Raw genomic sequence first — 12,531 nt, forward strand, 5'->3', positions numbered from 1 at the left:
ATACTCGCAGAGCACAGAGAGCGCCGCTCCTACGGCGACATCCATCATCAGGGTTGATAGAACGGTTGGTCGAGGAGTTGTTTGTGTTGGCGCCAGTCGGGCATGCGGGCGTCCATGAGGGCGTGGAAGCCGGGGCCGTGATCCATGTGTTGCAGGTGACACAGCTCGTGCATGACCACGTAATCCAGCGCTGCCGGCGGGTACTGCAGCAGGGCCATGTTCAGGTTGATGTAGCCCTTGGCCGACAATGATCCCCAGCGGGTACGCATTTTCTTCACCCGCAATGCCGGCCGCGAATAACCCTGGCTGGCGAACCAGGAAAACTGGCGGGTGATGCTGTCTTCGAACAGGGACCGTGCCTGCTTGCGCAACCAGCCTTCCAGCGTCTGTTGCACTGCCGCCTCGCTGTCCGGGTCCGCTACCCGAATCTGCAGATAGCCACCGGACACGGCCACCGCGCTGCGCCCGGCAGACACATCCATGGTCAGAGGCTGCCCCCGGAACGGGAATGACGCCCCATCCTGCCAACGCTGGCGAGGCCGGCTGGCCTGGCGCTGCTGCTGACTGTGAATCCACTGGCTGCGACTGTCCACAAACGCCTGCACCATGCGCAACGACGCCCGCTGCGGCGCCCGCACTTGCACCCGGCCATCTTCCAGCACACGCAGCTCCAGGCTGCGACGTTTGCTGCGGATCAGTTCGTAGTCGGTCATGGTTCCTGTAGAGCGTTCTGTAGGAGCGGCGCTTGAGCCGCGAACCGTACTTGGGAAAGCCTACCTCGCTACGCTCGGTTCGCGGCTCAAGCGCCGCTCCTACGGATTATCCATCCTGGCTTTCGTTCACTGCCATCTCTTTATCCAGCTGCTGCTTCACTGCATCCGCCGACGAGGCATAGGGTGCCAGCCACTGGTACAACACCGGAATAATAAAGAGTGTCAGCACGGTGGCAAAGAGCAAGCCGCCGAGAATCACCACGCCGATGGTGAAGCGGCTTTCCGCGCCGGCACCGGTGGCCAGCACCAGAGGGATGGCACCGAAGATGGTGGAGACGCCGGTCATCAATACCGGGCGGAAGCGCACGATGGCGCCCTGGTAAACCGCCTCTTTCACCGCCAGCCCCTGGTCGCGCAACTGGTTGGCGAATTCCACGATGAGAATGCCGTTCTTGGCCATCAACCCCAGCAGCATGATCATGCCGATCTGGCTGTAAATGTTCAGGCTGTCGCCAGTGACCCAGATCGCCAGCACCGCCCCGGCCAGGGCCAGGGGTACGGTGAGCATGATGATCAGCGGATGGATCCAGCTTTCAAACTGGGCGGCCAATACCAAGAACACGATCACCAACGCCAGCGCAAAGGTGACCAGGATGGCGGCGGCGGATTCCTGCAATTCTTCGGCCATGCCCTTGTAGCCAATGCGTGCTTCCAGGGGCCGGCGTTCACGGGCCTGGTCTTCCACATAGGTCATGGCGGACACCAGATCATAGCCATCCGCCAGGTTGGCGGACAGGGTGATGGCCGGCAGCCGATCCACCCGGCGCAGTTCCGGGGCATCGCCGGTGGTGGTCAGCTCCACCACGCTGGAGAACGGCACCAGCTCACCGTTGGCGGCGCGCAGATAAATCGGCAACACATCGTCCGGGCCCTGGCTGTTGCGTTTTTCCGCTTCCAGCAGCACATCGTATTCGCGGCCTCGATCCACATAGGTGGAGGCCGTGAGGGTGGCGAACATGGCTTGCAGGGTCTGACCCACATCGGTAGCGGTGATGCCCAGATCCGCCGCACGCTCCCGGTCCAGCTTCACGTCCAACTGTGGCTGAGTCTGCTCGAAATCTGTATCAATACTGGTCAGCCCCGGATTCTCCTCCATGGCCTCCATCAGTGTTTCGCTCCAGACCAACACCTGATCGTAGTCCGGCCCGGCCACTACCACTTCCAGGGCCTGGTTAAAGGCACTCTGGCCCAGCCCTGGCGGGTTCACCGCAAAGGCACGCAGGCCCGCCACCTGGGACAGCTTGCCCCGCACTTCATTGACGATCTCCTGCTGGGAGCGGTCACGGTCGCCCCAGTCCTTGAGCCGCACGATACTGAAGGCCCTTTCGGTGACGCCACGAAAACCGACGATGGACAGGGCCCGTTCCGCCTCGCCGCTTTCCACCAGCGGCGCCATGATGTTTTCCACTTCCTTCACATGATGCAGGCTGTATTCGGCGGTGGAACCCTGGGGCGCTGACGCGGGGATAATAAAGACACCCCGGTCTTCGGTGGGAGCGAGTTCCTGGGGCAAACCCCGGAATACCAGCAACGCCACCACGCACAGGGCCACGCAGCCCACCACCAGCGGCCAGGGTTTACCCAGGGCCGCCGCCAGACTGCGGGCATAGCCGTTGTTGAGTTTTTGCAGGCCACGTTCGAAGGCATTGCCCTCGCCTTGCAGTTCCTTGACGCTGTGCCGGTGCAGCCAGCGGGAACAGAGCATGGGCGCCAGACTCAGAGCGACGATGCTGGAGATGATCACCGCGGAGGCCAGGGTAAAGCCGAACTCGCCAAACAGCCGACCCACGTCACCGCCCATGAAGGAGATCGGCACGAACACCGCCACCAGGGTCAGGGTGGTGGCCACCACCGCAAAGGCCACCTGGCGGGCACCGCGATAGGCGGCCACCAACCGGGTTTCCCCTTCGTCGATGCGCCGCTGGATGTTTTCCAGCATGACGATGGCATCGTCCACCACCAGGCCAATGGCCAGGATCAACGCCAGCAGGGTAAGCACGTTGATGGAGAAATCCATGATGCCCAGGCCGATAAAGGCACCAATGATCGATACCGGAATGGTCACCGCCGGAATCAGGGTAGCGCGCAGATTACCCAGGAAGGCGAAGATCACCGCGATCACCAGCGCCACGGAAATGCCCAGGGTGACCAGCACTTCCTTGATGGAGGCGCGAATAAACAGGGATTCGTCGTAGTTCACATCCAGGCTGATATCCGCCGGCAAGCTGCTCCTCACCGCCTCGATTTCTGCCTGCACGTTATCGGATACCGCCACGGTATTGGCCTTGGACTGGCGAATGATACCCAGGCCGATGGCGGTCTCGCCGTTGGCACGCAGCACGGTGTCATCGCTTTCCACGCCCAGCTCCACCCGGGCTACATCGCCCACCCGCAGCAGGTAATTGCCCTGGCGACGCACCACCAGATCCTCAAACTCATTCACCGAGGACAGACGATTGTCGGCACGGACGGTAAAGGCACGGGACTGGGATTCCAGGCGCCCGGCGGGCAGCTCCACATTGTTGCTGCGCAGGGCCTGTTCGATATCAGTGACGGTGACCTGGTTGGCGGCCATGCTCTGGCGGTCCAGCCAGACGCGCATGGCATAGCGGCGCTCGCCGCCGATGAAGACTTCCGACACCCCGTCCAGCACCGCGAAACGATCCACCAGGGAACGCTCGGCAAAGTCGGTGAGTTCCTCGGGCGCCAGGGTGCTGCTGGTCAACGTTACCCAGATGATGGGCCGGGCATCGGCGTCGGATTTGGCGATTACCGGGGTGTCCGCTTCTTCCGGCAGACGGTTGAGCACCCGCGACACCGCGTCACGCAGGTCGTTGGCCGCCACGTCCACATCCCGGTCCAGATTGAATTCCACACTGGTACGGGCGGAGCCCAGCCGGCTGCGCGATTCGATCTTGCGCACCCCTTCCACCCCGGCCACGGCCCCTTCGATCACCTGGATAATCTGGGTATCAATGACTTCCGGCGCGGCGCCAGCATAGTCCACCGAAATAGACACTTCCGGCGGATCGATGTCCGGGTATTCGCGCACCGACAATTTCATCAAGGCGCTGATGCCGAATACCACAATCAACAGACTGATGACCGTGGCGAAGACCGGTCGCTTGATGGAGATATCGGAAAGAATCATGCAGCGGCCTCGCTGTCCGCCTTATCGGCGTCCGGCGAAGCAGGCTTCAGCAGGGCCCGCTGGCCCGGCAGCAAGGCCTCCGGGTTATCCAGCACCTGCACCGCCTGGCCGCTGCCCAGACGAGAATGGCCGTTGACCACCACGTCCGGCTTGCCGGTCAGGCCACTGGTGATTTCTACCCAGCCGTCACGACGGCCACCCAGGGTGACCGGGTGGCGCTCGGCAGTGTTGTCCGCGGTGACGGTGAACACATAGCTCTGCGCCCCCTGGGTAATGATCGATTGCTCAGGCACCAGCAGGGCATCGCGCTCGGCCAGCTGCACGGACACGCGCAGGAATTGCCCGGGACGAATCCGGTCCTGGGGGTTTTCCAGCCGCGCCCGCGCAGTGAGGCTGCGGCTGGCCGTGCTGACCCGGGAATCCAGATCGGTGATGTTGCCTTCGAACACCTGATCCGGAAAGGCTTCGTTGCGAGCCTGCACCGGCAGGCCGGAAACCAGCCGGGCCAGGTAGCGTTCCGGCACCTGAAAATCCACTTCGATATAACCCAGATTATCCAGGGTGGTGATGGCATCGCCGGTTTGCAGGTAGCCACCCGCATCCACCTGACGCAACCCCACCACGCCGGCAAAGGGAGCGCGGATGGTGTGATCGTTGAAATTGGCCCGGGCGGCATCGCGGCTGGCCTTGGCACCATCCAGGGTGGTGCGGAAGGTATCCACTTCGGACTGGGAAATAGCGCGGCTCTTGACCAGTTTCTGGCCGCGCTGGAAATCATTCAGCGCGCGCTGGTATTCCGCTTCGCTGCGCGCCAGCTCGGCGCTGGCATTGCGGTCATCCAGAGTGACCAGCACCTTACCCTGTTCCACCTTTTGCCCCTGGCGGAAATGGATCTTCGCCACCCGGCCGGGGACTTCGGTAAGGATGGTCACTGCCTGGGCGGCCCGCGCCGTACCCACCGCTTCCACCCGATCAAACAGGGAACGTTCGATACTCGGCGCCAGGTTGACCACCGTGGGCGGACGCTGCCCCATGGGTGCCGGCGCCGGCGCCAGGGCCCACCAGAGGCCAGCACCTACCAGCACCACCAGAATCAGGGCGGCGATAATCCGCTTCATGAACGTCTCCAAGATATATGATTCACAACAAGCCGTAGGGGAAGTCTAGCGCCCAATTATGCAAGCAATTTGTAGAGGGAGCGTTAAAGTGACAAAGAATTATGAAGGAAATTCAGTTTACGCGCAGATTCTTGCCCTAGGAGCGGAAAAGCAACGGCACTTTCACCACAAAGGGCACAGAGCACACCGAGAAAACCCAGTTCTTTTGTTTATCGCAAATTTGCTCCTGGCGGATGACAGCACCTGCGATCTGAATCCCTGCCCACCGCCACAGATTGCGTAGGGTGCACTGAGCTCAAGGCGAACTGCACCACAACCACCATCTCCAGCAAGTTGGTACAGCAGCCATTTTTCACTCTACTCCACGATAAATCTTCTTTGCCTCTGTGTGCTCAGTGCCCTCTGTGGTGAAAAGGCTTTTGATCATGACCTGCTTTGTTCGCCAATAAAAAGCCCGCCGGGAGGCGGGCTTCTAAGTAGTGTGACGCCGTGGAGACACTACACCATTTCGGCGCGCATCTTCTTCTTGTCCAGCTTGCCCACAGACGTGCGCGGCAGCTCATCCACGAAAATGACGCGGTCGGGGATGCCATAACGGCTGATGATGCCCTTGTCGGCGTAATCGGCCATCAGGGCCTTGATGCCCTCTTCGTCCGCGTCGCCATTCTTGACCACCAGGGCCACCGGACGCTCGCCCCATTTCTCGTCAGGCACACCGACCACGGCACATTCGCCGACGCCGGCGTGCTGCAGGATCATGCCTTCCAGGTCGATGGAGGACACCCACTCGCCGCCGGTCTTGATCACGTCCTTGATGCGGTCGACGATCTTCAGCCAACCATCCTCGCTCATCACCGCCACATCACCGGTGTGCAGCCAGCCGCCGGCCCACAGCTCCTCGGATTTTTCCTTGTCGTGGAGATAGCCCTGAGTCAGCCACGGGGCACGCACTACCACTTCGCCCTGGCTCTTGCCGTCGTGGGGCACGTCGTTCATTTCCGCATCGACGATACGCAGCTGCACCATGGCCACCGGGCGACCAGTGCGGGTACGGTAGTCCGCCTGGGTTTCCAGGTCAGCCTTTTCCAGTTCCGGGGTCAGTTGCGCCAGGGTCAGCAGCGGGCAGGTTTCGCTCATGCCGTAGCCGGTGTAGATATCGATGCCGCGCTCCAGCGCGCCCATGGCCAGAGCCTTGGGCAAGGCGGAGCCACCGATGATCACTTTCCAGCCGCTCAGGTCGATGCTCTTGGCCGCTTCCGCCTGCAACAACATCTGGATGATGGTGGGCACGCAGTGGGAGAAGGTGACCTTCTTGGTAACCAGCAATTTGAGCAGGGAGGCCGGCTCGTAACGACCCGGGTACACCTGCTGCACGCCCATCAGGGTGGCCATGTAGGGAATACCCCAGGCATGCACGTGGAACATGGGGGTAATCGGCATGTAGACGTCGTCTTCGTTGAAACGTCCCTGACCCACACCGGCCATGGAGGAGCGGCCGGCGAAGGTGTGCAGCACCAGCTGACGATGGGAGAAGTACACGCCCTTGGGCAGGCCGGTGGTGCCGGTGGTGTAGAAGGTGGTGGCGCGGGTGTTTTCGTCCAGCTCCGGGAACTCGAAGCGGGCCGGTGCCTTGGCCAGCAGCTCTTCGTATTCGCCGGCCAGGGGCAGCGCATCGCTGCTTTTTACACCATCGTCGTCGAGCAGGATGTAGGTCTTCACCGGCTCGATGCGATCCTTGATGGCTTCCAGGATCGGCAGGAATTCGCTGTTCACCAGGATGGCATCATCCTCGGCGTGGTTGATGGTGTAGAGCACCTGCTCCGGGCTCAGGCGCACGTTCACGGTGTGCAGCACCGCGCCCATCATGGGGATGGCAAAGAACGCTTCCAGGTAACGGTTGGTGTCCCAGTCCATCACTGCCACGGTATCGCCGGGCTTGATGCCCTGGGCGGCCAGCGCGCCAGCCAGACGATGCACCCGCTCTTCAAATTCCCGGTAGGTAAAATCCCGGTCGCCGTAGGTGATGGTCTGTTCCGGCGCCTTTTGCACGCCCGCTTCGAGAATACGGTTGATCACCAGCGGCGGCTCCACGGCGGAAGGGGTGCGCTGGATGGTGAGGTTACTGCTCATAGTGGCTCCGTTACCCTGTTATTCTGGCGATATGGGCGGGGCGAGGCGTCCATACCTGTGAGTATGTAAGGCGTCCCAGACTGACACAGTCCCCCGCACGGGTCATCCGTTCAGCTACGCCTGAGGTAACAAAATACTACTCGGTGTAGACGCTGTGTCTAGGGATAAAAGCACAAAGCAATGAGGGAGACGCAGGGTGTACTGCGCTGGAGGCGAGCCAATGGTGCAGTTCGCCTTGGGCTCAGTACACCCTGCGGATTCAGGGACGGGTCAGGCGTTTCGGGTCCAGCAGTTTTTCCAGCTCCTGCCGTGACAGGTCGGACTGTGCCTCGGCCACGTCGATCACCGGCCGGCCGCTGGCAAAGGCTTCCTTGGCGATCTTCGCGGCCTTCTCATAACCGATCACCGGATTCAGGGCGGTGACCAGAATCGGGTTCTTGCCCACGCCCTCGGCCAGACGGTCTTCATTGAAGGTCATGCCGGTGATCGCCCGGTCGGCCAGGTTACGGCAGCTGTTGGCCAGCCACGCGGTCATGTCCAGCAGGTTGCTGGCCACCAGCGGCAGCATCACATTGAGCTGGAAGTTGCCGCTCTGGGCCGCCACCGCATTGGCCTGATCCAGCCCCATCACCTGGGCCGCCACCATGGTCACCGATTCGCAGATCACCGGGTTCACCTTGCCGGGCATGATCGAGGAACCAGGCTGGGTGGCCGGCAGCTGCAGCTCGCCCAGGCCATGGATGGGGCCTGAGTTCATCCAGCGCAGGTCGTTGCTGATCTTCATCATCACCACTGCCAGCCCGCGCAAGGCCGCGGACAGATTCAGCGGCGCATCCAGAGCGCTCTGGGCCACAAAGGGATGCGGCAAGGGCTTAAAGCCCAGGCCGGTTTCGTCCGCCAGTTGCTCCGCAAAGGTGGTCGCAAAATCCGGGTGGGCATTGATACCGCTGCCTACCGCCGTACCGCCCTGGGGGATGGCCAGCAGCTCATCCCGGGCGCGGGCCAGCCGGCTGCTGGCATCCTGTAACTGCAGCACCCAGGTCTGCAGCTCCTGCTCCACCGTCACCGGCATGGCATCCATCAGATGGGTGCGGCCGGTCTTGACCAACTCGCGACCTTCGCGGGCACGCAGCCCCAGAGTCGCGATCAGGTGTTCCAGACCGGGGAGCAATTGCTCGGTGACAGCCAGTACGGACGACACATGAATCGCAGTGGGAACAGTGTCGTTGCTGCTCTGCCCCAGATTCACATCATCATTGGGATGAATCTCGGCGCCGGCATCCGCGCACAGGTGGGCAATCACCTCGTTCACGTTCATGTTGGTGCTGGTACCGGAACCGGTCTGGAAAATATCCACCGGGAACTGATCCAGATGGTGGCCGTCGAGCAGATCATTACAGGCGCCGACGATGGCAGCCTGCTTGTCCGCCGGCAATTGTTCTAGCTTGAGATTGGCTTCCGCTGCGCAGCGCTTGATGCGAACCACCGCAAGAATGAAACGCTCCGGCAACGGGCGACCGCTGATGGGGAAATTATCCACTGCTCGCTGGGTCTGGGCGCCCCAGCGAGCGGCTTTGGGTACCTGCACCTGGCCCAGGGAATCGGTTTCGATACGGGTGTCGGTGTCGTGGCCGCTCATGGTTGCCTCCTGGCAATGCATTTTCTCCATCATGGCACGGTAAAAATATCAGATCATCCATCTCGCCTTCACCACATCATGGCGTTTCCCCATGGACACTACCGGCATGTACCCAGATTCAGATGCCTCCCCGGTCGACCCGGGCCTGTTTGCTGACCTGCCCACCCTCCCCGGCATTTACCGGTTTTTTGGCGAGCAGGACGAACTACTCTATGTGGGTAAAAGCATCAATTTGCGGCAACGGGTAAAAAGCCATTTTTCTGCCCGGCATCGGGATAAGAAGGAAGGGCGGCTGTGCTACCTCACTCGCCGCATCGAGCATCAGGTCACCGCCGGCGAACTGGGCGCGCTGCTGCTGGAGAATCGGGAAATCAAACAACGCCAGCCGATTTTCAACCGTCGCCAGCGCCGGTATCGGCAGCTGCACACCTGGCGACTGGAAATCGATGCCCGCGGTTTTCTGGTTCCGGTTTTATACCGACCGCTGGTGGATGACGATGGCTGGCAACAGGACAGCTTCGGCCTGTTTCGCAGCCCTCGCCAGGCAAAGACCATGCTGGACAGCAAAGTGCGCGACGCCGCTCTTTGCCCGCGTATCTGCGGGATGGAAACGGGACGCCACGGTGCCTGCTTTGCGCACCAGCTGGGCCGCTGTCAGGGTGCCTGTTGTGGCAAGGAAACCAGGAATAGCCATAACCAGCGGTTGCGGAAAACGCTTGAAGACCAGCATATCCACGCCTGGCCTTACTCTGGAATGCTGGTGATTCGTGAAGAGAGCCCCCGGCAAACCGACTACCATCTGATTGATCAGTGGTGTCATCTCACTACCTTGCAGCGTCAGCCTGAATCCGCTGTGATTACGCCGGATGCGGATGCCAGCTTTGATCTGGACAGCTACCGCATGTTGATCCGGTTTCTGGATCAGGGTGTCGAGCATTTTGTGTTGCCGCCGGAAACCTAGGGCGGAGGCACCTTGGCAATGATTTCACTGTGCCAGGTGCCACCGGGCATGGCGATGCGACCATACTGCTGATCGCCGAATCCCACCTGCCCGACCAGCGGGTTGCCACCGCCGCTCTGACCAAAGTCGGCACTCTGCCCCAGCAACAGTTCGTTTTCGATGGTCAGGCTGGGCAAGCCGTCACTGTTCTGATCGCCGGATTTCAGCACCACGTTGCCGTTTCGCCAGCCGATACTACCGCTGACATTGGATAGCCGGAACGCTGACTGGGGGCTGGATACTTCTGCCAGTGACAGGTACGCATTGCCATCCAGATTCATATAGCCCTCAAAGCCCAGAGTTGCCAGACCATCGGCAGTGGCCGGGTAGAGCACGAAACGAAACTGGTCCGCGGACAGATTGAAATCCCACAGTGCCACATTGGCGGTGGTTCCCCCCAGGTCACTGAGACTGCCCGCCCCGAGCAGGCCCCGTACCTGGTAGTGAGACAGGGTATCGGTGCGCAGCATGATCCCTGACGCCAGATCCGGAAAGGCCGGGTCGGTGTCCCCCAACGTAAGGTACAGGTCCCGGGCTTCCCAGAGCAGGTCATTATTGAGCAGGCCTACCGCCACATCGCTGGCGGTGTTGGCGAACAGGAAATGGGAATGGGTCTGCCAGTTATCCGCCGCCGCCGCGCGCACCAACGGATCTGCGCTATTCGCCGCGTCCCAGAATCCTGGCGACTGCACCATAACGGTAGCGTCTGCCCGCAGACCCACATTGCCGGCGGGCCCTTGCGGATAAGCCAGGATATCGGCATCGAGCTTGCCCAGAGTGAGAACAACGCCCCAGTCATAACTGTCCGACCAGCCGCTGGTGGGGTTGGCAACGGTCAACTGTTCACTGTAGGCATGCAGATGGCCATTGCGCAGCAGGACGGCAAACGCCGATTCCCCGGCGGCGACCCGGGTCGGATGAAACACGCCCCCCGCACTGGTACACAAACCACTATCCGGCTGCCCGCCGCTAAAGCCGCCACCAAAGCACAATCCAGCCGGGCCGTTGTTGTTCTGCACCACATCCAGAATGGCATCCAGTGCGAACATGGGACCGGAACCATTTCCCAGTCGGCGCCAGTTCACCAGTTCCATGCGGGTACGGTCACCGTCCGCATGGCCCAGGCGAAGCTGGAAATCCGTGTCGTAATCCCACTGGGTCTGTATCGTCAGTCCTTCTGAGCGGGGGGTATTGATTCCGGCATAATCCCAGTTGCCATTTGGCGCTGTACCATCATAGCCATAGCCGAGCCCACCAGCAGACACCCGCACACGAGCGTCCTTCAGCCCACCGAGCCAGGCGCCGTAGAGCAGAGGCTGACGATCCGTTCGATCAAAATTTGTCGGCGCTGCCTTGTACATCAGGTCGAATTCCAGCGCGGTATAAGTGTGATCCGCTTCCAGCAACAAGCCATTGCTGTCGATACCGATGACGCCAGTGGCTGGTGCATGCCCCCCGGCGGGGCCGTTGGTAAACCGGTTCTGTATGATCAGATTACCAATGCTCATCTCCGCACTGCCGGCTCCGCCCTGGCGGTATATCCAGTCACCAGTCATGGAAAAGTCCAGATTGGCATGCTGGCCATTCGTGCTAAATAGCCCTTGGTTCACCAACGTCAGGTTGCCTTGCGAATACAACCCAACCTGGCCCAGAGAGTGGCCCGCATAAGCCGGATTGGTCCCGGTTTGCAGGGTCATCCCGTCCAGGGTGAACAAGGAAGGCTGCCAGTCATACTGCAATGCCAGTAACGGAACGCCGCCATCGCTGCCCACATCCAGCTGTAGTTGTGCACTCAGAGGATTGCCGTCACCTTGCAGGGTGAGGCCATTCAGTTGTGTGCAGGCATGCTGGTCAGTCACACCGCCACTGCAGGTACCGGCTGGTGCGTTACCCCTATCGGTTATCCAGTTCAGCTGTTGGGCTTGAATGGCGCCATTGCTTTCCAGATTGACGGTGAGACCGTCCTGACCGCGGATATCAGCCAGACCACTGTCATCAATAGGCGTCATGGCAGTGACCGCAGCGGACAGTGGCAATAGAGTCAGGATCCACAGACGTCGGTGATCAGAAACCATACAGAAACGCCCTCCCGTCAAAACGCATCTGCATGTCGCCGTTGGCGCTCGCCGAATCACTCATTCGAAACGCCAGTGCACTACCAGGATTGTTATCCAGCATGAAACCGGGCGTAGCGCCATCGTCCACTTCCACAGCCATGCGTCCGATATTCAGAAAGGTATGCATATCCTGGTATTCGCCCGGCCCTTTCGCAAAGGGGTAATCCAGCTGAATTGCCGGCAGACCATCAGGGTTACAGGGGGAAAGCAGGCAGTTACCGTCAGCATCTTCAAAACGACTCAGGTCACGGTAGCTGGATCCGCTATTACTCAGATATGCCCCTTCCAACCGGACATCTTCAATGGCCAGGCTGCCGTAGAATTCTTTCAATACCAGCCAGTTTCCTTCCCTGGCGACAAACTCCAACCCAAGACGACAGGGGTCCGGGGTGCCGCCACATGCAGTATCCGGTGCATTGTCCTCACCAACATTATTTCGCAGCCGCAGGGTTAGCTGAATGGCATCACCGCCAGTGACTGACTGAAGCTCACTGTCGTTAAGAGGAACCATGGAATCGGTTTTCCCCGTCTGCGGATAAATAATGCTTAGCAGCAACCATAGCGCCACAAACATAAAAGGGATGTATTTCGATGGCATACCAT

8 protein-coding genes are annotated in these 12,531 nt (G+C 60.7%); 1 reads left to right on the forward strand and 7 read right to left on the reverse strand.

Features of this window, described 5'->3' with window-relative positions; genetic code table 11:
- Nucleotides 1-47: 47 nt before the first annotated feature.
- The 5 genes from B3Q33_RS00175 to B3Q33_RS00195 form a co-directional block, all read right to left on the reverse strand.
- Nucleotides 48-713, reverse strand: a complete 666-nt coding sequence (locus B3Q33_RS00175; RefSeq protein WP_272963010.1) for a M48 family metallopeptidase — start codon at nucleotides 711-713, stop codon at nucleotides 48-50.
- Between the two features lie 106 nt (nucleotides 714-819).
- Nucleotides 820-3,924: an efflux RND transporter permease subunit gene (locus B3Q33_RS00180; RefSeq protein WP_273009965.1), complete on the reverse strand. Its 3,105-nt coding sequence runs from the start codon at nucleotides 3,922-3,924 to the stop codon at nucleotides 820-822.
- Nucleotides 3,921-5,042 (reverse strand): efflux RND transporter periplasmic adaptor subunit, encoded by a 1,122-nt coding sequence (locus B3Q33_RS00185; protein ID WP_272963012.1) that lies wholly within the window; start codon nucleotides 5,040-5,042, stop codon nucleotides 3,921-3,923. Before B3Q33_RS00185 ends, B3Q33_RS00180 begins: the two co-directional genes overlap by 4 nt.
- 498 nt (nucleotides 5,043-5,540) lie before the next feature.
- On the reverse strand, nucleotides 5,541-7,172 hold the full coding sequence (locus B3Q33_RS00190) for a fatty acid--CoA ligase (protein WP_272974648.1): 1,632 nt from the start codon (nucleotides 7,170-7,172) through the stop codon (nucleotides 5,541-5,543).
- 259 nt (nucleotides 7,173-7,431) lie between these two features.
- A complete protein-coding gene (locus B3Q33_RS00195; protein ID WP_272963015.1) occupies nucleotides 7,432-8,811 on the reverse strand; it encodes a class II fumarate hydratase in 1,380 nt (459 codons plus the stop codon).
- 106 nt (nucleotides 8,812-8,917) lie between these two features.
- Between B3Q33_RS00195 and B3Q33_RS00200 the strand changes: the two genes are divergently transcribed.
- Nucleotides 8,918-9,772 carry a GIY-YIG nuclease family protein gene (locus B3Q33_RS00200; RefSeq protein ID WP_198030618.1) on the forward strand — a complete coding sequence of 285 codons (855 nt, stop codon included), beginning with the start codon at nucleotides 8,918-8,920 and terminating at the stop codon, nucleotides 9,770-9,772.
- Here the strand turns inward: B3Q33_RS00200 and B3Q33_RS00205 are convergent.
- Entirely contained in the window at nucleotides 9,769-11,886 is a 2,118-nt protein-coding gene (locus tag B3Q33_RS00205) for a DUF6160 family protein (protein WP_273009967.1), read from the reverse strand. The two genes, B3Q33_RS00200 and B3Q33_RS00205, sit on opposite strands and share 4 nt — an antisense overlap.
- The gene (locus B3Q33_RS00210) at nucleotides 11,876-12,526 is read right to left on the reverse strand and encodes a hypothetical protein (protein ID WP_156964831.1); all 651 of its coding nucleotides are present in this window, start codon (nucleotides 12,524-12,526) and stop codon (nucleotides 11,876-11,878) included. Before B3Q33_RS00210 ends, B3Q33_RS00205 begins: the two co-directional genes overlap by 11 nt.
- Between the last annotated feature and the right edge of the window lie 5 nt (nucleotides 12,527-12,531).

This window comes from Alcanivorax sp. UBA3183, from assembly GCF_002364155.1.
Classification (GTDB): Bacteria; Pseudomonadota; Gammaproteobacteria; order Pseudomonadales; family Alcanivoracaceae; genus Alcanivorax; species Alcanivorax jadensis.

Bases quoted from the DNA above. Each gene is read 5' to 3' on its own strand.
- B3Q33_RS00200 (WP_198030618.1), top strand. From the start codon at position 8,918: ATGTACCCAGATTCAGATGCCTCCCCGGTCGACCCGGGCCTGTTTGCT.
- B3Q33_RS00205 (WP_273009967.1), bottom strand. From the start codon at position 11,886: ATGGTTTCTGATCACCGACGTCTGTGGATCCTGACTCTATTGCCACTG.
- B3Q33_RS00195 (WP_272963015.1), bottom strand. From the start codon at position 8,811: ATGAGCGGCCACGACACCGACACCCGTATCGAAACCGATTCCCTGGGC.
- B3Q33_RS00175 (WP_272963010.1), bottom strand. From the start codon at position 713: ATGACCGACTACGAACTGATCCGCAGCAAACGTCGCAGCCTGGAGCTG.
- B3Q33_RS00190 (WP_272974648.1), bottom strand. From the start codon at position 7,172: ATGAGCAGTAACCTCACCATCCAGCGCACCCCTTCCGCCGTGGAGCCG.
- B3Q33_RS00180 (WP_273009965.1), bottom strand. From the start codon at position 3,924: ATGATTCTTTCCGATATCTCCATCAAGCGACCGGTCTTCGCCACGGTC.
- B3Q33_RS00210 (WP_156964831.1), bottom strand. From the start codon at position 12,526: ATGCCATCGAAATACATCCCTTTTATGTTTGTGGCGCTATGGTTGCTG.
- B3Q33_RS00185 (WP_272963012.1), bottom strand. From the start codon at position 5,042: ATGAAGCGGATTATCGCCGCCCTGATTCTGGTGGTGCTGGTAGGTGCT.